Annotated in this window: 14 protein-coding genes; 9 read left to right on the plus strand and 5 right to left on the minus strand. The window is 66.7% G+C overall.

Annotated features, from left to right (window positions below):
- Positions 1-222 precede the first annotated feature (222 nt).
- Positions 223-1,350, minus strand: coding sequence for a branched-chain amino acid ABC transporter substrate-binding protein (locus ACMZ6R_RS09270; protein ID WP_416110655.1), 1,128 nt, complete (start codon positions 1,348-1,350; stop codon positions 223-225).
- Positions 1,351-1,431: 81 nt separating this feature from the next.
- Positions 1,432-2,199 (minus strand): ABC transporter ATP-binding protein, encoded by a 768-nt coding sequence (locus ACMZ6R_RS09275; protein ID WP_416110657.1) that lies wholly within the window; start codon positions 2,197-2,199, stop codon positions 1,432-1,434.
- Positions 2,200-2,573: 374 nt separating this feature from the next.
- Between ACMZ6R_RS09275 and ACMZ6R_RS09280 the strand changes: the two genes are divergently transcribed.
- From ACMZ6R_RS09280 to ACMZ6R_RS09315, 8 genes are all read left to right on the plus strand, one after another.
- On the plus strand, positions 2,574-3,050 hold the full coding sequence (locus ACMZ6R_RS09280) for a C40 family peptidase (protein WP_416110659.1): 477 nt from the start codon (positions 2,574-2,576) through the stop codon (positions 3,048-3,050).
- 239 nt (positions 3,051-3,289) lie between these two features.
- Positions 3,290-6,124 carry an ATP-binding protein gene (locus ACMZ6R_RS09285; protein WP_416110661.1) on the plus strand — a complete coding sequence of 945 codons (2,835 nt, stop codon included), beginning with the start codon at positions 3,290-3,292 and terminating at the stop codon, positions 6,122-6,124.
- Between the two features lie 42 nt (positions 6,125-6,166).
- Positions 6,167-6,868, plus strand: a complete 702-nt coding sequence (locus ACMZ6R_RS09290) for a cell division ATP-binding protein FtsE (RefSeq protein ID WP_416110663.1) — start codon at positions 6,167-6,169, stop codon at positions 6,866-6,868.
- On the plus strand, positions 6,865-7,737 hold the full coding sequence (locus ACMZ6R_RS09295; RefSeq protein WP_416110665.1) for a cell division protein FtsX: 873 nt from the start codon (positions 6,865-6,867) through the stop codon (positions 7,735-7,737). The genes ACMZ6R_RS09290 and ACMZ6R_RS09295 overlap by 4 nt, the downstream gene beginning before the upstream one ends.
- The gene (locus ACMZ6R_RS09300) at positions 7,737-8,537 is read left to right on the plus strand and encodes a sirohydrochlorin cobaltochelatase (protein ID WP_416110667.1); all 801 of its coding nucleotides are present in this window, start codon (positions 7,737-7,739) and stop codon (positions 8,535-8,537) included. The genes ACMZ6R_RS09295 and ACMZ6R_RS09300 overlap by 1 nt, the downstream gene beginning before the upstream one ends.
- 92 nt (positions 8,538-8,629) lie before the next feature.
- Entirely contained in the window at positions 8,630-9,568 is a 939-nt protein-coding gene (locus tag ACMZ6R_RS09305; protein WP_416110669.1) for an aspartate carbamoyltransferase catalytic subunit, read from the plus strand.
- Complete coding sequence (locus ACMZ6R_RS09310) at positions 9,565-10,863, plus strand: dihydroorotase (protein WP_416110671.1); 1,299 nt, start codon at positions 9,565-9,567, stop codon at positions 10,861-10,863. Before ACMZ6R_RS09305 ends, ACMZ6R_RS09310 begins: the two co-directional genes overlap by 4 nt.
- 42 nt (positions 10,864-10,905) lie before the next feature.
- Positions 10,906-12,228 (plus strand): HD domain-containing protein, encoded by a 1,323-nt coding sequence (locus ACMZ6R_RS09315; RefSeq protein ID WP_416110673.1) that lies wholly within the window; start codon positions 10,906-10,908, stop codon positions 12,226-12,228.
- Between the two features lie 543 nt (positions 12,229-12,771).
- Here ACMZ6R_RS09315 and ACMZ6R_RS09320 read toward each other — a convergent pair.
- Both ACMZ6R_RS09320 and ACMZ6R_RS09325 read right to left on the minus strand, forming a co-directional pair.
- Entirely contained in the window at positions 12,772-15,225 is a 2,454-nt protein-coding gene (locus ACMZ6R_RS09320) for a glycogen/starch/alpha-glucan phosphorylase (RefSeq protein ID WP_416110675.1), read from the minus strand.
- 203 nt (positions 15,226-15,428) lie between these two features.
- Positions 15,429-15,791, minus strand: a complete 363-nt coding sequence (locus ACMZ6R_RS09325) for an iron-sulfur cluster assembly scaffold protein (RefSeq protein ID WP_416110677.1) — start codon at positions 15,789-15,791, stop codon at positions 15,429-15,431.
- A 307-nt stretch (positions 15,792-16,098) separates the two neighbouring features.
- Here ACMZ6R_RS09325 and ACMZ6R_RS09330 point away from each other — a divergent pair, with 307 nt between their 5' ends.
- Complete coding sequence (locus ACMZ6R_RS09330) at positions 16,099-17,610, plus strand: sigma-54 interaction domain-containing protein (protein WP_416110679.1); 1,512 nt, start codon at positions 16,099-16,101, stop codon at positions 17,608-17,610.
- Between the two features lie 190 nt (positions 17,611-17,800).
- Here ACMZ6R_RS09330 and ACMZ6R_RS09335 read toward each other — a convergent pair whose 3' ends face one another.
- Complete coding sequence (locus tag ACMZ6R_RS09335) at positions 17,801-20,194, minus strand: methyltransferase domain-containing protein (protein WP_416110681.1); 2,394 nt, start codon at positions 20,192-20,194, stop codon at positions 17,801-17,803.
- Positions 20,195-20,220 lie beyond the last annotated feature (26 nt).

Genomic DNA, 20,220 nt, shown 5'->3' on the forward strand with positions numbered 1-20,220 from the left:
GGAGGGCGCTTTTTGAAAAAAGCGCCCTCCCCCGGACCCCCTCCCGCAAAAACTTTTACCGGGAATGGTGTGTTCTACACTTCGCGTTGGGTGGGTGCCGCAGGCACCTTGCAATCCACGTCCGCCTTATACGGTCTCACCTTGAAAAGTCTTTGGAGAGGGGGCCCGGGGGAGAAACCTTTCTCCAGAAAGGTTCTCCCCCGGCGTCTCTTTCAATCCTCTCTAATACTTCTTGCCGGTCTGCGGGTCCCAGTAGTTGACGAACTTGCCGTCTTTGACCACCCGGATGATGTAGTTGGAGCCGGATTCGCCGTTCTTGGCGAACCTGATCTTCTTGGACGCGCCGTCCATGTTCATTTTGAGCAGTTCGGCCTTGATCTTGGCCGGGTCGGTGGACCCCGCCGCCTTGATGGCGGCCAGCAGCGAGTAGGCGGCGTCGAAGGAGTAGGCGGAATAGGCGCCGGGCTTGCCGTACTTCTCGTAGGCGGCCAGGAACTTCTTGTAGGCCGGGGTGTTGTCGTCGATGTAGCCGAAGGTCAGGTAGGCGCCCTCGGCGGCGCCCTTGGCGATTTCCATGAGCTGGGGATGGTAGACCGCATCCTGGCCGATGATGGCGGCGGTGACGCCGGCGCGCTTGGCCTGGATGAGCATGAGCGCCCCGGAGGCGGAGTTTTGCAGGCTCATGTAGAAGACGTCGGGCTTGGCTTCCTGGATCTTGGTAAGGACGGCGGAGAAGTCCTTGTCGCCCTGGTTGACGTGGTCATGCTCGATGACCTTGACGCCTTCCTTCTTGGCCAGCTTCTCGACGTTGTCGGCCAGCCCCTGGGAATAGGTGGTCTTGTCGTCCACGATGAAGAGGGTCTTGCCCTTGAGCACGTCCTTGATGAACTTCATGGCGGCGAGGGACTGGTCGTCGTCGCGGCCGCAGACGCGGAACATGTAGGGCAGGCCGCGCTCGGTGACCTTCTCCGAGGTGGAGGCCGGGGTCAGCATGGGGATGTCGGCGTCGGCCAGGGCTTCGGAGGCCGGGATGGTGGCCGAGGAGCAGTAGGCGCCGACGACGCCGACGACCTTTTCGTTGATCAGCTTGTTGGCGGCGGCCACGGCCTGCCGGGGATCGCAGGCGGTGTCCTCGGCGAAAAGCTCGATCTTGTCGTAGCCGGGGATGCCGCCCGCCTTTTCGATGACCGCGATGGCCGCCCGGGCGCCGTTGGCGATGTCGTTGCCGTCGGCGGCGTAGGACCCGGTCAAGGGGCTCATGCTGCCGATCTTGAGGGTTTTCGCCGTGGCCGTGCCGGCCATGACGAGGCAGATGGCCAGGGCCGTGAGGATGATGCTTCTCGTCTTCATGTTCTGCAAACCTCCTGTCTCCTTGGTCTCGCCCCCCTCGCCGCGACGTGCGGCCATGCGGGCGTATTCGCGGCTATGTGGTCATGCCTCGGCCTCGGAGCCGAGATAGGCCTCGATGACCGCCGGGTTGGCCCGGACCTCGCCTGGGGTCCCCTGGCAGATGCACACGCCGTGGTCGAGCACCACCAGCCGATGGCTGACGTTCATGACCACGCTCATGTCGTGTTCGACCAGAAGCACGTTGATCCCGGTTGCGGCGATGCGCTGAATGGTTTCCATCAACTCCCGGCTTTCCGAGGGATTGAGCCCGGCGGCCGGCTCGTCCAAAAGCAGGGTCTTGGGGTCGGACCCGAGCGCCCGGGCGATCTCCAGGCGGCGCTGGAGGCCGTAGGGAAGATTCTTGGCCACCGTGTCGGCATGGTCGGCCAGTCCGGCGAACTCCAGGGCCTCCAGGGCCCGGCGGCGCACCCCGGCTTCCTCGCGGCGCTGGGAGGGCGAGCGCAGCACCGCGCCCAAAACGGTGGCCCTGGTGCGGCAATGCCTGGCTACCATGACGTTTTCCAGGGCGGTCATGGCGGTGAAAAGCCGGATGTTCTGAAAGGTGCGGGCAATGCCCCGGGCCAGGATGTGGTGGGGTCGCAGCCCGGCGAGGGATGCGTCGTCGTAGGTGACCTGGCCGCCGGAAATTTTGTAAACACCTGTAATGACGTTGAAGATGGTGGTTTTCCCGGCGCCGTTGGGCCCAATGAGGCTTAAAATCTCGCCTGGGCGAAGATCGAATGACACTTCCGTGAGGGCTTGGAGTCCTCCGAAGTGGACGCTGACATCGGTTAAGCGCAAGTGGGCCATGGAACAAGGTCCATACGAAAAAATCCGTCAAAAAACAAAGGGAAAATTGCAAAGCATCCAACGGGTTAATGCCGCTTCTCCGGCTGTGGTCCCTGTGCCGGCCGCCGCGCGGAACTTGGCGGATTTGTTAAAACTTCGTTACGCCGTCGGGCCTTTTCAACCGTTATTTCCGGCCGGAGGGCCGGATTTTGCCCGGGAAAGGATCGACGAGTATTTTTTCGCCGGACAGGGGAAAAATTCTGATTTTGTCAAAATACCCGTCGAAGTTTCGGGAAACGGCCGCTCCGCCGCCGCGTCCGTTTTTTCCCTCCGGACCGGCCGTCCGCCATGCCGGGCACGGCCGTTGCATCCTGGACGGCCAGGAGGTGTCGCGCATGCGGAGCGCCCTACGCATCGCCCTGATGGTTTTTCTCGGCCTGTCGCTCGGCGGCTGCGCCTTTTTCGGTTCCGACCGCCAGCCGCCGCCCATCGCCCCGGGCAAGGGGTCCATCGTGGACACGGCCCGGTCGCAACTCGGCGTGCCCTATCGGTATGCCGGGGAGTCGCCCCGCAACGGCTTCGATTGCTCTGGGTTCGTCCAGTGGGTCTACGCCCGCCACGGCATACGCCTGCCCCGCCGGACCGATGACCAGCTGCGGGCCGGCCGGCATGTGTCCAAAAGCGAGCTAAAACCCGGCGATCTGGTCTTTTTCATGCCGTCGGCCAAGTCCGGCAGCCTGCATGTGGGCATCTTCGACGGCCACGGCGGCTTCATCCACAGCCCGTCCTCCGGCGGGCGGGTGCGCGCGGACAGCATGCTCGCCCCGTACTGGCGCGCGACGTATTACGCGGCCAACCGCGTCACACGCTAAGTGACGGGCTTTCGGGAACTTCGTCGTATTGGTGTCGATGCCGGTGCATTTGAAGGGGGATTTCTTTCTTGGAAATACCGTCGTATTTTTGCGCGGTACGCGGCCGGCCAAAGGCTTTGACAGTCCCCGGGCTTTCTTTTTAAATTCATAGAAAATCAAACGGTCCGCCGTTTGCCCCATCCTTCTTGTCGGCCAAAGCGCGACCACCCGCCCGTTCGCGGCCGAAAACCGGGAGTCCCATGCGCCACGCGTCCTTGCGGGTTAAAATCAATGTTGCGATATTTCTGGCGTTTCTCGTGGCCGCCGTGGCTTTCGGGATGATTTTGACCCGGTATATGGGCAATCGCAAGGTTGCCGCCCAGAACCGGGCCCGCTTGCTGCTGGCCGCCGTGGCCGCCCATCGCCTGGAAGCCCTGGAGTCGTTGCTCGACAAGCAGGGGCAACTGACGGCCGCCAAGGACATCCTCGATCGGGTGATCCGGGTCGAGGGCGTGACCGAGGCCTCCCTTTTCGGCGCCGACGGCCGTCTTTTGGCCTCCGCCGGCACGTCCAAGGCGACCGGGGGCCTCGGCGACGACCGCCGCCTGTCCCCGCCGCCCGGGCGCGTCTTCACCATCGCCGCCTCGGAGACCAACGGCCGGTTGTCCGCCTCCCTGATCGAACCCCTGGAAAGCCCCGACGGCCGCCGTCTGGGCTCTCTGCAACTGTGCTATTCCCTCGGCGAGCTCACCGACCTCAACCACCGGACCTGGACGGTCTTCGTCCTGGCCGTGGTGGCGGCCTACGTGCTTTTGGCCGGGCTGCTCAATATCCTGCTGCACCGGCTGGTGCTTTCCCCCGTGGAGACATTGCGCCGGGGCCTCGAGGCCGTGCAGGGCGGGCAATTGGGCCACCGCGTGCCGGTGGGTTCGAGCGACGCCATGGGCCGCGTGGCCCTGGCGTTTAACGCCATGTCCGAAAGGCTCAAGGAGACGAGCGAGTCTCTGACCAGGAGCCGCGACGAGCTCGAGGAGAATCGGCGGCTTCTGGAAAAGCGCGTCGAGGAGCGCACGGCCGAGCTGGCCCGGACCAACGGAAGGCTTCTGGCCGAGGCCTCGGCCCGCCGCGAGGCCGAGGACCGGCAGCAGCGCGCCCTGGCCCTGCATCGGGCCATCCTGGAGTCCACGGCCGAGGGCATGGTCTGCGTGTCCCTGCCGATGCCCGGGGACGTGCTGGCCCACAACCGCCGGTTTCTGGAACTGTGGGGGCTTGCGGAAAATTGGGCCACGCTGCCGGAGTCGGAGAGGGCGCGGCTTCTTCTCGACAATCTGGCCGACCCCGAGGCCGCCCGGGCCGGGTACGAGGCGCTCATGGGCGACGGGCGGCGCCTGGAGACGACGGTGCTGGCGCTTCGCGACGGCCGCTTTTTCGAGCGCCGCTCCGGTCCCATCCGCCAGGGAAGCGCCTCCATCGGGCGCGTGTTTTCCTATGTGGACGTGACCGAAGAGACGCGGCACAGGGCCCGCACGGAACAGCAAAAGACCATGGCCGAGGAGGCGAGCAAGGCCAAGGGGGCTTTTCTGGCCGTCATGAGCCATGAAATCCGCACGCCGCTCAATGTCGTCATCGGCCTGACCGAGGAACTGCTCGCCGGCGAGGCCACGGGCGAACAGCGGGACCACTTCCGGATCATCCAGCAGTCGGCCGCCCACCTGCTCGGCGTGGTCAACGACGTCCTCGACTTTTCCAAGATCGAGGCCGGCAAGCTGGTGCTCGAGCGTATCGACTTCAGCGTGCGCGAACTCGTGGCCGGCGTGGCCGACGTGTTCGCCCGGGAGGCCCGCGTCAAGGGGCTCGATTTTGCGGTTGCGGTCGACGACGCCGTGCCGGCGTTTTTGCGCGGCGATCCGGGCCGGCTGCGCCAGGTGCTGCTCAACCTGCTCGGCAACGCCGTGAAATTCACCGAGGCCGGGTCGGTCTCCCTGGGCGTCGCGCCCGCCGCCGCCGGGCCGCCGGACCGGGTCGGCATCGTCATCCGGGTGGCGGATACCGGCATCGGCATCGCCCCGGACCGGCGGGACGGCATCTTCGAGGATTTTCAGCAGGGCGCGGGGTCCATTGCCCGGCGCTTCGGCGGCACGGGGCTGGGGCTGGCCATCTGCAAGGGCATCGTCACGCGCATGGGCGGGACCCTCACCGTGGAAGCCAATCCCGGCGGGGGCAGCGTGTTTGTCTGCACGACCTGGTTCGCCCCGGGCCGGGCGGTCGCTCCGGAGGCGCCGGAGTGCGAGCCGCCCCCCGACGCCCTCCTGCGGCCCCTGCGCATCCTGCTTGTCGAGGACAATGCCCTGAATGCCGCCGTCACGAGGCTGCACCTGGCCCGCATGGGCCACGACCTGACCGTGGCGGACAGCGCCGCCGCCGCCTACGAGCTGCTGGCCCGGGAGCCCTTCCACGCCGTGCTCATGGATATCGAGATGCCCGATGTCGACGGCATCACCGCCACCCGGGTCATCCGGGCCGGCGGGCCGACCGACGGCCCGGTTCGCGATCCCGACATCCCCATCATCGCGGTCACGGCCCATGCCGTGGAGGACGTGCGCCAGAAATGCCTGGAAGCCGGCATGAGCGGCTTCGTCACCAAGCCCGTCAACTACCGGACCCTGCGCCGCATCCTCGAACAAACGGGCGAGGCCGCGGACCCGGGCGTCCCCGCGCCCGATGCCGCCGCCGCGCCAGCCCCGGACGACGACCTGTTCGATCCCGACGCGGCCCGGCAGGGCATGGGCATCACCTGGCCCCAGTACCGGGAACTGGCCCTGGTCAGCTTCAACGAGGGCGAACGGCGGCTGTCCGACGCCGGGCAGGCCATGGCCGCCGGGGACACGGAAAGCGCGACCATCGCCGCCCACACCGTCAAGGGCGCGACCGCGACCATGGGGGCCTACGCCTGCCGGCGCGCGGCGTCGGAACTGGAAAAGGCCCTGCGCCGGGGCGACGCGGTCGCCGCCGGCAAGGCCCTGGAAGAGCTTTCCACCCTGTGGGAGGCCCTGCGCGTGGCCTATCTCGATTGGCGCGCAAAAAACGGGGATTGACCGCCCCTTGGCGAGACCGGCCTTATCCCGTAAAAAAAAACGATGGATGCAGCGAACGCCACAGGCGAGGCCCCGATGGGCCCGGACACGGTGCTGGACCTGGCTGGGGTCGCCTGCACGTTTGGCGACAGGGGCGTGCTCGGCGGCATCGACCTGACGCTGGCCCAGGGGGATTTCGCCTTTCTCACCGGCCCGTCCGGTTCGGGCAAGACCACGCTGTTGCGCCTGCTGCACGGCAGTCTGCCCTGGCAGGAGGGCAGGGGGATGATCGCCGGCCATGACCTGGCCGCCGTGACCCCGGCCGGGCTTTACCGGCTGCGCCGCGACGTCTCCATGGTTTTCCAGGATTTCCGCATTCTTCCCGACCGCAGCGTGTTCGACAACGTGGCCTTGCCGCTGCTGGTGCGCGGCATGGAGCGCGCCCGGCTGCGCCACCGGGTGCGCGCGGCGCTGCTCGCCCTGGAACTGGCCGACGACGCCGAACGGTCCTGCGCCGAACTGCCCGGCGGCGGCCAGCAGCGCGTGGCCATTGCCCGGGCCGTGGTGGCCGGCCCGAAAATCATGCTGGCCGACGAACCGACCGGCAACCTCGACGCCGCGCTTTCCGTGAAGGTGCTTTCCATCCTGCGCCAGTTCGCCGTCCACGGCACGGCCGTGCTCATGGCCACCCACGACAGGGAGCTTATGGCCGGCGTGCCCGACGCCCGGGTCTTCACCTTGCCGGGCCGGGAGGGGGCGGCATGATCGTCCGGCTTTTCCTGTCCGGGGCGCGGGATTTGCTGCGCCATCCCGGGCGGCTGGCGGCAACCGTGGCCGGGGTTGCCGCCGTGGTCTACCTGTGCGGGCTTTTCGTGCTGGCCGGCACGGCGCTGGACGCCGCTTTCGCCCGGGAACAGGGCCGGGTGCGCTTTCAGGTCTACTGGAAGCCCGGGGCCGATCCGGCGCTCATCGCCCGGCAGATGGACTGGATGCGCGCCCTGCCCGGACTTGTCGCCACCCAGGCCTTCACTCCGTCCCAGGCCCTGGCCCTTTTGGGACACAGCCTCGGGCCCCAGGCCGACCTGTCCGCCTTCGCCGCCCATAACCCGCTGCCCCAGACCATGCTCCTCACCTTCCGCCCGCCCGTGGCCGGGGAGGGCTTCGCCCGCGACATGTACAAGCGCCTGTCCGGGGTCGAGGGCGTGGCCGAGGTGCGCTACGACCCCCACGCCATGGACGCCGCCGTGGCCGTGGGGCTGGTCACGCGGCGGGCCGTGCTGCCCCTGGCCGGGCTGCTCACGCTCCTTGTCGGGCTCGTGGTCGGCGGCATGGTGCGCCTGTCCATGCTGCACCGCCGGGAGGAACTCGAAATCTTGCGGCTGGTCGGGGCCAGCGAATGGTACATCCGGCTGCCGCTGGCCGTGGGCGCGACCCTGACCGGGCTTTGCGGCGCGGGCGTGGCGCTTATGGCGCTGCGACTCACCCAGGCCACCCTGGCCTATGCCCTGGACGTGCCGCCGATTTTTTTCCGCCTGCCCTTCATGCCCGCCTGGCTGGCCGTGGCCCTGGCCCTGGCCACCGCCTTCGTCGCCGGGCTGGCCGGACTGGCCGCCGCCCTGGAGCCCCGTTCCTGATGGCCTGCGGCATCGTTTTGGCCGCCCATGGCTCGCGGCATCCCGGGGCCATGGCCGGACTGGCCGCCTTTGGCGAACGTCTCGGCCGGGAACACCCGGAATGCCTGGTGGCCATCGCCCGCACGGTCGGCCGCAAGCACGGCGGCACCGAGGTCTTCGGCGGGACGCGGCGCGTGCCGGAGGTTCTGGCCGCCATGGCGGCGCAGGGGATAAAACGGGTGGCTGTCCAGTCCCTGCATGTGGTGCCGGGCGAGGAATATCATGAGATGTTGGCCGGGCTGCGGCGGTTTCTGGAAAACGGCGGCCGGTGCATGACGTTTTCCGTTGGCGCGCCGCTTCTGGCCAGCCTTGCCGATGTGGACCGGGTGGCCGGGGCGGTGCTGGCCGGGCTGCCGCCGGGTCGCGGGCCAAACGAGGGGCTGGTGGTCATGGGACACGGCGCGCCGCCGCCCGGGGCCGGTTTTTACGAGGCGCTGCGCGAAAAACTTCTCCGCCTCGATCCGCTCGCCCGGTTCGGGGCCATGCCGCGCGAGCGGGGTGTGCCGTGCCCCGATCTCGAAGCCATCGTGGCCGACCTGACCGCCCGGAATGTGCGCACCGCCTGGCTTTTGCCTTTTCTCACCGTGGCCGGGGCCCACGCCTGCTGCGACCTGGCCGGCGACGCCCCGGCCTCCTGGCGCGGCCGCCTGGAAGCTGCCGGCATCGCCTGCCGGCCGCACCTCGCCGGTCTCGTCGAACAGCCGGCCATGACCGCCGTCTGGCGCGATCACCTCGCCACCGCCCTGGCCCGCCTCGCGTAACGCGACGTTGACGCCGCAGGGGGGTTGTGAAAATATCGGTCGGCTTACGCGCACGGGTGCGCGGCCAAACTTCCGCTCCTGAGGATTCCCCCATGAACTGGCCCCACAAGGATCTTCTCGACGTATCCCAGCTCTCCAGGGAAGACGTGGACGTGATCATGCGCACCGCCGCGTCCTTCCGCGAGATCAACTCCCGGCCGGTCAAGAAGGTGCCCACGCTCAAGGGCAAAAGCGTGGTCCTTTTTTTCGCCGAGCCGAGCACCCGCACCAAAACCTCCTTCGATATCGCCGGCAAGCGCCTGTCCGCCGACACCTTCGGCCTGGCCAAGACCGGCAGCTCCCTGCAAAAGGGCGAGACGCTCAAGGATACGGTGCGCACCCTCGAAGCCATGAACCCCGACGCCATCGTCATCCGCCATTCCTCTTCCGGAGCGGCCGATTTCGTGGCCCAGCGCGTCTCCTGCGCCGTCATCAACGCCGGCGACGGCTGGCATGCCCATCCGACCCAGGCGCTGCTCGATCTTTTCACGCTGCTCAATGTCTGGGATACCCTGGCCGGCAAGACCATCGTCATCCTCGGCGACGTGGCCCACAGCCGCGTGGCCCGGTCCAACTGCCGCCTGCTCCCCACCCTTGGGGCCAGGGTGCGCATCTGCGCCCCCCGCACCCTGCTGCCGACCGATGCCGGCGCGTTCGACGCCGAAATCTTCCACGATCCGGAGGAGGCGCTTAAGGGGGCCGACGCGGTCATGTGCCTGCGCCTCCAGCTCGAACGCCAGGAAGCCGGGCTCCTGCCCGACCTGCGCGAATACGCCCGCCGTTTCTGCCTCACGCCAAAGCGCCTGGCCCTGGCCAATCCCGACGTCAAGGTGCTCCATCCCGGCCCCATCAACCGGGGCGTGGAGATCGCCTCGGAACTGGCCGACGCCGGCAATTCGCTCATTCTCGACCAGGTGTCCTCGGGCGTGGCCGTGCGCATGGCCGTCCTTTACCTGCACATCACCCGCAAGGAAAAAGGGGAAACCGCGTGACAGCCAAATCCCTGGCCATCCGCAACGTCCGGGTTCCCGGCCGTGAAGGCGTGTTCGACCTGCTTGTGGCCGAAGGCGTGATCCGGGAACTGCTCGCCCATGATCCGGCCGCGCCTTTCGACGATTACGAGGGCATAGACGGCCGGGATATGCTGCTTATGCCGGCCCTGACCGATGCCCACACCCACCTGCGCGAGCCCGGCCAGGAATGGAAGGAGGACATCGCCTCGGGACTGGCCGCCGCGGCCGCCGGCGGGTTTGCCAACATCATGTGCATGGCCAACACCGTGCCGGTCAACGACAACGCCGCCGTCACGCGCCTGATGCTGCGCCGCGCCGTCGAGACCTGGCCCGACGGGCCGCGACTTTTCCCCATCGGCGCGCTCACCGTCGGCCTTCGCGGCAAGGAGCTCGCGCCCATGGGCGAGTTGTTCGAAGCCGGCTGCGTGGCCTTTTCCAACGACGGCGAGCCCGTGGCCGATACCGAAATTTTCCGCCGCGCCCTGGAATACGCCGCCGATCTGGCCCCGGTCATCGATCATTGCGAGGACCCCTACATGGCCAAGGGATCGGGGGCCAACGAAGGGGCCATGAGCGCGCGCCTGGGCCTTCGCGGCCAGCCCGACGCGGCCGAGGCCATCCAGGCCGCCCGCGATATCCTGCTGGCCGAATACCTGGGCGTTTCCGTGCATCTGGCCCACATTTCCTGCCGCAAATCCGTGGAACTCATCGCCGACGCCAAAAAGCGCGGGGTCAGGGTCACGGCCGAGACCTGCCCGCACTATCTGCTCATGACCGACGCGGCGCTGCTGGGCTACGACAGCCTGGCCAAGGTCAATCCGCCGCTTCGCACCGACGACGACCGGCTGGCCCTGGTCGAGGCCCTGCGCGCCGGCGTCATCGACATCCTGGCCACGGACCACGCCCCCCACGCCGCCCACGAAAAGGAAACCCCCTTCGAGGACGCCAAAAACGGCATCTCGGGCCTGGATACCGCCCTGGCCTCCCTGTGGGAGCTGGTGCGCCAGGGACGGCTGGCCCCCGAGGACATCGTCACCCGCTTTGCCTGGCGTCCGGCCGAGATTTTCAAGCTCCCGGTCAACCGCTTCGCCCCCGGCGACCCGGCCGATTTTCTGCTCTTCGACCCGGAAGATTCCTGGGTCGTCACCCCCGAAGCCCTGCGCTCCAAAGGCAAGAACACGCCGCTTCTGGGCCAGCCGCTCACCGGCCGCGTGGTCCTGACCGCTGTCGGCGGCGTCGTGGTGCACGACCGCATCCGCCCCACCGGAGCCTGACGCAAGACCCCGACACCCAAACGCCCCCCGGAGGTTTTTTCCATGGCGCAACCCTTCAAGGACGCCAACGCCATCTGCAAGACCATCATGCGCAACGGCTACGATGCCTACGTCATCAACGCCGTGCTCCAGGAAAAAGCCCTGGACCCCGCCGCGCCCGAACTCGATTTGGCGACCGACGCCCCCCTGGCCGAACTGCAAAAGCTTTTTTCCGAAACCGAGGCCGTAAGCGAAGACGGGGCCTACGCCCGGGTGCGCCACGGCGACACGCAGCTCAACTTCCACCCGGCCGATACCGCCGACGCCTCCCATCCCGAGGAGACTGTGGCCCGGCTTACCCGGCGCATGATCGACCGCCTCGACGCCCTGGGACTCCTGCCGGGCAACCAGATCAGCCCCTACCTGCCGCATTGCCGGGACGACCACGACGGCTTCGCCGACCTCTCCGGCGGCGAGGTGCGCCTGCTCGGCATCCCCGACGAATCCATCCGCCAGAACTACCTGCGGGCCGTCCGGGCGCTGCGCTTCTCGGCCAACTACAACATCCCGGTCGAGGCCAATACCCTCATGGCCATCCTGCGCGCCTCGCGCCGCATCCTCGACTACGTGTCGGTCAAGGACATCATGGACGAGTGGCGCAGGGTCGAGGCCGAGAACATGGCCACCTTCGTCGAACTGCTCTACGACACCATGATCCTGCACTGGTTTCTGCCCGAGGTGGCGACGCTTGCCCGCATCAAGCAGAAGTCCGAGGAAGGCGTCGAATATACGCTGTTCGAGGAAACCCTCGCCGTCATGCGCCATTACCCCGAGGAGCTGCCCTACGACTGGTACGGTACGCTGGCCTGCCTGTTCCACGACGTGGGCAAGCTGCACACCGCCGAATACGCCGCGGGCGACCTGCATTTCTTCCAGCACCATCAGGTCGGGGCCAAGGTCACCCGCAAGATCCTCTCGCGCCTGGGCTTTCCCCCGGACGAGACCGACCTCGTCTGCAACCTCGTGCGCGGCCACATGCGCTTCCACTTCATGCTCACCGACCGGGGCATCCGCCGCTTCAAAGCCCTGGACCAGTACCCGCGCCTGATCGAAATGGCCCGGGCCGATATCAAGGCTGTTGGTGGCAACTATAAGGAATTCAATCACAATATCAAAATGCTCGAGCGTACCGAAACGCCCGAGGAGATGCTCGAACCGCTTTTAAACGGCGCCCAGATCATGCAACTGCTCGAACTCAAGCCCGGCCCGGCCGTGGGACTCATCCGCGACGCGCTGCTCAAGGCCCAAATCGCCGGCGACGTCACCAGCCTCGAAGAGGCCGAACACTTCGTGCGCGATTCCTGGGAGAAGCAAGAGTTGCACTAAGGCTGGCGCTGCGGCTACGGCTGCGCGCCTCCGGCGGCCAGGAGAGGCTCTGCCTCTCCTGCACCGCACCGCCGGGGGGCTTGATGCCCCCCGGACCCCCCTTTACCGGGTTGGGACGGCCGGTGGGGGAGAGCAGGGAGGCGGTCGGGTTGGTCGTGACGGGCGGCGGAACGCCCGTTGTTTGTTGCCGCAATCGGCCCGGCGGCACGAGGCGCTTCGCGCCTCGACGCCGGACACGATTGCGGCAACAACCGCGCCAGCGGCGAAGCGCCGCATTTGAAGAACAATCACTTTTTTTGAAATGTCGCCCCAAAGGGGCGACCGGCGTGGTGGAGGCGGAATTTGCCTGGGACGAGCCTGCCGCGAAGCGGCGGCACCGTCCCGACGAATTCCGCCTCCATCTTCATCCAACCGCCTTCCCGACAGCCGACCGACCTCCCGCCCGACCAAAGCCGAGTCGGGGGGACCGGGGGGCCCGTGGCCCCTCGGCGGGGTCCGGGGCGGAGCCCCGCTTCCTTCCTCCTTCCTTCCCCCCACCCTCCGCTATTCGCCGAGTGGGGCGATGCGCCAGATATCGCGGGCGTATTCCATCACGGCGCGGTCGCTGGAGAAGTAGCCCATGTTGGCGGTATTGAGGATGGAGGTGCGGGTCCAGGCGTCGGGGTCGAGGTACAGGGCGTTGACCCTGTCCTGGGCTTCGATGCAGGGGCGGTAATCGGCGGTGACGCAGTAGTAGTCGCCGTGGTTCAGTAAATTGTCGATGATGGGGGTGAACAGATCGGGATCGTCCGGGACGAAATAGCCGCGTCCGATCATGTCCAGGGCTTCGGCCAGTTCCGGGTCGTCGGCCACGCGGCGGCGCGGGTCGAGGCCCCCGGCGCGGGCGGCTTCGACTTCGGGGGCGCTCAGACCGAAGATGAAGATGTTCTCCGCGCCCACTTCCTGCATGATTTCGATGTTGGCCCCGTCGAGGGTGCCGATGGTGAGCGCGCCGTTCAGCGCGAACTTCATGTTGCCGGTGCCCGAGGCTTCCATGCCGGCGGTGGATATCTGCTGGGACAGGTCGGCGGCGGGGATGACTTTTTCGGCCTGTGAGACGCAGTAGTTGGGCAGAAAGAGCATGCGCAGCCGGCCCTTCATGGTGGTGTCGGCGTTGATCTTTTCGGCCACGGCGGTGATGAGCCGGATGATGCGCTTGGCCATGAAGTAGCCGGGCGCGGCCTTGCCGCCGATGAGGATGGTGCGCGGCGGCACGGGGAGTTCCGGGTCGCGGCGCAGGCGGTTGTAGAGGGTGACGGCGTGCAGGACGTTTAGGAGTTGGCGCTTGTATTCGTGCATGCGCTTGACCTGGACGTCGAAAAGCGAGCCGGGGTTGATGCCGAGGCCGGTCTTGCGCAGCACGTAGCGGGCCAGGCGTTTTTTGTTTTCGCGCTTGGCGTCGCGCCAGGCCTGCCGGAAATCCGGGGCGTCGGCCAGGGGGATGAGTTCGGTTAAGCGCGTGAGCTCCGTGACCCAGTCCGGGCCGATACGGTCGGTGATGAGCCTTGAAAGCGCCGGGTTGGCCTGGAGCAGCCAGCGGCGCGGGGTGATGCCGTTGGTGACGTTGGTGAATTTGCCGGGGTAGAAGGCGTCGAAGTCGGGGAAGACCTTTTCGCGCAGGATGTCGGAGTGGAGCCTGGCCACGCCGTTGACGGCATGGCTGCCGACGATGGCCAGGTTGGCCATGCGCACGCGCGAAGAGCCCCGGTCGATGATGGCCATGCGCGAAACCTTGCCTTCGTCGCCGGGATAGGTGGCGCGGACCTCTTCCTGAAAGCGCCGGTCGATCTCGGCGATGATTTCCACATGGCGGGGCAGCACACGCCCCATGAGGTCAAGCGGCCAGGTTTCCAGGGCCTCGGGCAGGACGGTGTGGTTGGTGTAGGCGAAGGTGCGGCGGCAGATGTCCCAGGCTTCTTCCCAGGGCAGGAATTCCTCGTCCACGAGGATGCGCATGAGTTCGGCCACGGCGATGGTGGGGTGGGTGTCGTTGAGCTGGATGGCCACCTGGTCGGCGAAGGCGGCGAAGGACGGGTCGGATTTCTTGTGGCGGCGCAGGATGTCGCGCAAGGTGGCCGCGACCAGGAAATATTGCTGCTTGAGCCGCAGTTCCTTGCCGGCCACGGGCTCGTCGTTGGGGTAGAGGACCTTGGAGATGTTTTCGGACAGGATCTTGGCCTGCATGGCCCCGACGAAATCGCCCTGGTTGAAGTCGCGCAGGGAAAATCCCTGGGACGAGGCGGCGGTCCAAAGGCGCATGTTGGTCACGTGCCTGCCGCCGTGGGCCGGGATGAGGATATCGCAGGGCATGGCCATGACCGTGTCCGCGTCGACCCAGCGATAGCGCAGGTTGCCCTTGTCGTCGCGGTAGGGTTCGCTGCGGCCGTGAAAACGCACCTCGTAGAGGTGTTCCACCCGGTCGATGACCCAGGGGCTGCCGTGGCGTCGCCAGTTGTCGGCCCGCTCCTCCTGCCAGCCGCCCACGATGGTCTGATGGAACAGGCCGTAGTCGTAGAGGATGCCGTAGCCGTAGCCGGGGATGCGCAGGGTGGCGATGGAGTCCATGTAGCAGGAGGCGAGCCGCCCGAGGCCGCCGTTGCCAAGCCCGGCGTCGCGCTCTTCCTCGGCCAGGTCGTCGAGGTTGTAGCCCAGGGTCTCGGCCGTTTGGCGGCAGTCTTTTTCCAGGCCCATGTTGGTGACGTAGTTCATGAGGAACCGGCCGGGAAGAAACTCCATGGACAGGTAATAGACGCGCTTGGACATGGTGTCGTAGTACGTCGCCTGGGTGGTGAGCCAGATGCGGATGAGGCGGTCGCGGATGGCGTAGGCCAGGCCGGTGAAATAGCGGAAAGGGTCCGGGGGATAGATGTCGTTGCCGAGGTTGGACAGGATGTGGCGGCGGATATCCTCGCCAAGGGCCTCCAGGTCGTGGAGGTCCGGGGGGGCGTCGGCTGGCATGGGCGTCTCCTGGTCCGAGGTGTGGGCGAAGACGGATTGGTCAATAGAGGATCTACGAGAGGGGCGGGGCAATGTCAAAGCTGGGCGGGCCGGAAGCGTTGGGATATAAAAAAGCCGGGGGACGATAGCGGCGGTCGTCCCCCGGCTTGCCCCCGACCGCCCGTGTGGGTCAAACGGGTGGCCGGGTGAAGGAAGCGGGGTGCCTAGGCCGCTTCCTGAAGGCGGTAGTTGCGCAGCGCGATGCGCAACGCGGCCACGGGCCAGTTGTCGCAGCCGAGGTGCTCGACGACGCTGGTCATGCGCGGCTGGAAATCTTCGGTGGAGATGGCCTGGGCGTCATAGACATTCATGCCGATGACCGTGGCGAGCAGGGCGGCGGTGCATTCGCGGATGAAACCGCAGCTTTCGACCAAACCCCCGGCGTCGATGATCACGTCGTTTTCGATGAGCAGCTGCACCTTGATGGCCCGGCCGCAGGGAGCGCATTCGGTGGCGCCTTCGGCGGTATAGCGGGTCAGGGGGGCTACGATCGGAAGAACCTTGGTGATGGTTTCGGGAGCGGTCATGGCGGTCTCCTTTATGCTTCGGTCCGTTTGCTTTTTCGGTTTCGCGTCTTGCGTGTTGACTCTCTTTAAGCAACCGGTGTGCCATGTGCTGTATTATACTGAAATAGAAAGAAATATTGTTTAAAGGTCCGATGATCACACCGAAAGGCCCATGCCATGTTGCAAAAGCGCATCCATGACTTTGCGCGGGTTTTCACAAAGACATGGAAAATCAAGCCGTTGAAGAGAAGAGCCCCATGTTGCGCTTTTGCCTCAGGTTGCGCTATTGCACAAAGACCGAAGCGGCAGTTTGGGAAAAATGTGACGAATGCGAGGCAATACGAGGCCAGAATTGAGAAAAAAAGAACAAATACCGGCTGACCCCGTGGCCCGCAATCTCGACGCCATCCTCGACAGCATCGAGGACGGCGTGCTCATCACCGACCACGAGGGGTACGCCCTCAAGGTCAACGCCGCCTACGAGCAGCTGACCGGCATGACCAAGCCCGAGCTTGTCGGCAAAAACGTCGAGGAGCTCAAAAAAGCGGGACTTTTCAACATCGCGCCCATCACTCCCGAGATCGTGGCCACGGGCCGTCCGGCCTCCTCCATCCAGGTCACGCGCGACAACCGGTCCATGACCATCGACGGCAAACCGGTGCGCGACCCGGACGGCAGCGTGAGCCTCGTCGTGCTCTACGCCCGCGACATCACGCTCATGGCCCGCATGCGCGAGCGCATCTCGCGCCAGCAGGAGCTGATCGAGACCTACCAGCACCAGATGGATTTTTTCATCCGCGAGGGCGGGGGCATCACCAACTTCATTGCCGAGAATTCGTCCATGAAGCGGCTGATGGACCTGCTGCGGCGGGTGGCGGCCACGGACGCCGTGGCCCTGGTGCTTGGCGAGACCGGGGTCGGTAAGGAGCTTTTCGCCCGCATGATCCACGAGGCGAGCCCCAGGCGCGACAAGCCCTTCGTCAAGGTGGATTGCGCCTCGATTCCGGAAAACCTCATCGAATCGGAGCTGTTCGGCTATGCCCCGGGCGCGTTCACCGGCGCGCACCCCAAGGGCCGGGTGGGGTTTTTCGAGATGGCCGGGGGCGGGACGATTTTCCTCGACGAGATCGGCGAGATGCCGCTGCTGCTGCAATCCAAGCTGCTGCGCGTGTTGCAGGACCGGGAGGTCATGCCGGTCGGGTCGAGCAAGGCGCGCAAGACCGACGTGCGGGTCATCGCGGCCACCAACCGCAACCTCGAGGCCGAGGCCCGCATGGGCACCTTTCGCAGCGACCTCTTTTTCCGGTTGCGGGTGGCCGTGCTGGAGATTCCGCCGCTGCGCGACCGGCCGGACGACATCCTGCCGCTGGCCAGGCTCTTTCTCCAGCGCTTCGGCTCGCGCTACCGCAAGCGGGCCACGCTGTCCCTCGAGGCCGAGCGGGTGCTGGCCCATTACAATTGGCCGGGCAACGTGCGCGAGCTGGAAAACCTGATCGAAGGGCTGGTCATCACCTGCGACAGCGAGATCACGGCCGACGACCTGCCCACTCCCATGCGCATCAAGGAATGTCTGCTCCCGGCGGCGACCGGCGGACCGGTGGTGCCGGCGGCGGCCATGGGCGGTCCGGACGTGCCCGCGCCGGCCGAAGTGCCCATGGGATCGGCCGTGGCCGTGCCCATGGACTGGGAGCGTCCTTATAAGGAAGTGCTGGCCGCTTTCGAGCGCACCTACCTTGAGCGGGCCATCGAACACTTCGGCTCGGTCGGCGAGACGGCCAAACAGCTCGGCCTCGACCGCACGACGATTTTCCGCAAAATGAAGAAGGCTTGTGGGGAGTAGGGAAGAGGGTGCGAGAGGGGAACCCTTTTTGGAAAAAAGGGTTCCCCTCTCGCGCTCTCCCCTCCCCAAAACTTCTAACGGTTACGGATGGAATAATGCCAACAGGCTGTAACCGTTAAAAGTCTTGGGAAAGGGGGCCCGGGGGGAAACCTTTCTACAGAAAGGTTTCCCCCCGGTTGCATCCCCGCCCTTACTCAGCAGCCGGCGGGGTGAGGTTGAATTCGGTGAGGGTGTCGTGGGCGGGAAGTTTGTCGAGCAGGGCGGCGACTTCCGCGGACGGCTCGGCCGGTGCGCCGCAGCAGCAGGCGTTGCTGCCGGCGTCGAAGTCCGGATTGGCGATGCGTCCCGCCTCGTCCAGCACGAAAATTGCCTCCGCGCGCCGGTCTTCCTCATGGAGCGCGATTTCCTTCACCTCGCCGGCCCGCAGGACCTCGCCCGAGGCCGTGACGATGGCCCGAAACGGCCCCCGGTAGAGCACCTTGCGTCGCACGGGCGCGGGCCGCGGCTTTCGCGCCTCCACCGTGACCGAGTAGAACCGGTGGTCCTGCACCACGCGGTAGGGGAAGCGCCGCAGGAACCGGATGCCGACGAATCCGGACTCCTCCAGGATGGCCACCAGGTCCTTTTGCGTCAGCGTCCCGGAAATGCATTCCCCGCGCAGGGTGGGATCGTTGCAGATGGCGGCCGTGGCCGGCGTTTCCGTGGCCACGTCGGAAAAGACGATGCGTCCACCGGGCTTTAAAATGCGGAAAATCTCGGCATAGAGCCGGCGCTTGCGCGTGGACAGGTTCAGCACGCAGTTGGACGTCACGCAATCGGCCGTGGCGTCGGTTAGCGGCATGGCCTCCAGATAGCCCTGGAAAAAGACCGCGTTGGCATAGCCCAGGACCTCGGCCGTGGCCTTTGCCGCCGCGCGCGCTCGGGCCAGCATGGCCGGCAGCATGTCCAGGCCGATCACCCGTCCCTTAGCCCCCACCTTTTTGGCCGCGATGAGGCACTCCACCCCGGCCCCGCAGCCGAGGTCCACCATGGTTTCGCCCGGGGAAAGCCCGGCGTCGGCGATGGGCGAACCGCAGCCGTAGCCGCGTACCCGAAAGCGCTCGGGAATGTGTTCCACCATTTCCAGCGGATAGTGTACCGGATTGACGATGTCGCCTTTCTCCACCGCCGCCGCTTCGGTGTAAAAGGCCTTGATCTGCGACAGGCTGCCGGCGTCGGCGATGGACAGCAGACAGTTGGTGTGGGCCAGCGCCACCTCGCCGTGGGCATGGCAGCTCTCGTGCATCTCGCCCATCTTGAGGGTCAGCCCCGGCCGTCCCTGTGGCAGGCGCGGGGAAACGACCCGGGATTCGCGCACGATCATCCAGGCGGCGAGGCGTTCGAGCAGCGGCTGGTAGGGATCGTGGCCCGAAAAGGTGCCGCTGTGCCGGTAGGAATGGTCCGGATCGCCGCCGCCGAGAATGAAGCGCCAGGGCGCGTCGGACGCGGCGCAGGTGGCCGCGCGCAGGCCGGCCAGCACCGGGCTGTCCCTCCAGGCCGCTTCCAGCCCGCCGGCCGCGTCGCTTATGGGCGTGGCCAGGGCGTCCACGCCGATGAGCGCCGGGCTGGGATAGAGCCTGTCGTCCGGCCCCACGGCCACGGACGTGTACCCGGCCGTGGTGCCGTCGTGGCGTGTGCCGACCGGGGCGAAGACCTGGGTGGCCAGGGCTTCGAGATTGTCGATGCCAAGGCCCCGGGCTTCGGCCCGTTCGGCCGCGGCCACCACGCTGAGGTAGAGCGCGTCCAGGTCCGGCTGCCCGTCGTTTTCCGCCCGGCCCACGGTGAAATGCCACATGAGATGGAGCCCGGCCGCGCCAATGTCCGCCGCCACGGTAACGACTCCCGGCAGGTCGTCCAGGTTGTCGCGCGTGGGGCAGAAGGAGAGCGTCACGCCATAGCCAAGCTCCCGGGCCGCGCGGACATCGGCCAGAAGCCGGTCGAACGCGCCGGCCCCGCGCAGGGCGTCGTGGCGCGCCCGCAAGCCGTCGCAGCTCACCTGGAAATGGAGCCGCTCCCGGGGCCAGCGGCCAAGGCCCGGACAGGAGCCATCAAATCCCGTGCCGTTGGTGAGCACCACCACATGGGCGGCCGGATCGTCCAGGGCGGCGTCGAGGATGGCTTCGAAGCCGGGGTGGAGAAACGGTTCGCCGCCGGTCAGCGCGAACACCCGGCAGCCGAGACGTTTCGCCTGGGCGATGCGCGAAAGCGCGGTTTGCGTGGACAGTTCGCGGGTCGCGGCCGGTCCGGAGCAGAAAAGGCAATGGCGGCAGGCCAGATTGCACCGGTCCGTGACGTGCAGCCACAACTCGGCCAGCCCGGTCAGCGGCAACACGGCGGCCCGGCCGGCATACGGCGCGGGCGGGTTGTCGGGCAGGCGTTCCAGGAAAAGAGCGGTCTCCATGTCAGGCCGCACCCCATGGCCGGCCGCCAGCAAGGCCGCGTCCCCGGCGGCGTTGGGCACGAACCAGTCCGGCGCGTCGGGGCGCAGGTAGATCGTGGCGTCCTCATGGGCAATCCTGGTCCAGTACTCGGCGTCAAACGGCATGACATCCCTCGTTTACGGGTGATTTT

Source organism: Solidesulfovibrio sp. C21, from assembly GCF_047785625.1.
GTDB lineage: Bacteria > Desulfobacterota > Desulfovibrionia > Desulfovibrionales > Desulfovibrionaceae > Solidesulfovibrio.

Bases quoted from the DNA above. Each gene is read 5' to 3' on its own strand.
- ACMZ6R_RS09270 (WP_416110655.1), bottom strand. From the start codon at position 1,350: ATGAAGACGAGAAGCATCATCCTCACGGCCCTGGCCATCTGCCTCGTC.
- ACMZ6R_RS09275 (WP_416110657.1), bottom strand. From the start codon at position 2,199: ATGGCCCACTTGCGCTTAACCGATGTCAGCGTCCACTTCGGAGGACTC.
- ACMZ6R_RS09280 (WP_416110659.1), top strand. From the start codon at position 2,574: ATGCGGAGCGCCCTACGCATCGCCCTGATGGTTTTTCTCGGCCTGTCG.
- ACMZ6R_RS09285 (WP_416110661.1), top strand. From the start codon at position 3,290: ATGCGCCACGCGTCCTTGCGGGTTAAAATCAATGTTGCGATATTTCTG.
- ACMZ6R_RS09290 (WP_416110663.1), top strand. From the start codon at position 6,167: ATGGATGCAGCGAACGCCACAGGCGAGGCCCCGATGGGCCCGGACACG.
- ACMZ6R_RS09295 (WP_416110665.1), top strand. From the start codon at position 6,865: ATGATCGTCCGGCTTTTCCTGTCCGGGGCGCGGGATTTGCTGCGCCAT.
- ACMZ6R_RS09300 (WP_416110667.1), top strand. From the start codon at position 7,737: ATGGCCTGCGGCATCGTTTTGGCCGCCCATGGCTCGCGGCATCCCGGG.
- ACMZ6R_RS09305 (WP_416110669.1), top strand. From the start codon at position 8,630: ATGAACTGGCCCCACAAGGATCTTCTCGACGTATCCCAGCTCTCCAGG.
- ACMZ6R_RS09315 (WP_416110673.1), top strand. From the start codon at position 10,906: ATGGCGCAACCCTTCAAGGACGCCAACGCCATCTGCAAGACCATCATG.
- ACMZ6R_RS09320 (WP_416110675.1), bottom strand. From the start codon at position 15,225: ATGCCAGCCGACGCCCCCCCGGACCTCCACGACCTGGAGGCCCTTGGC.
- ACMZ6R_RS09325 (WP_416110677.1), bottom strand. From the start codon at position 15,791: ATGACCGCTCCCGAAACCATCACCAAGGTTCTTCCGATCGTAGCCCCC.
- ACMZ6R_RS09330 (WP_416110679.1), top strand. From the start codon at position 16,099: ATGCGAGGCAATACGAGGCCAGAATTGAGAAAAAAAGAACAAATACCG.
- ACMZ6R_RS09335 (WP_416110681.1), bottom strand. From the start codon at position 20,194: ATGCCGTTTGACGCCGAGTACTGGACCAGGATTGCCCATGAGGACGCC.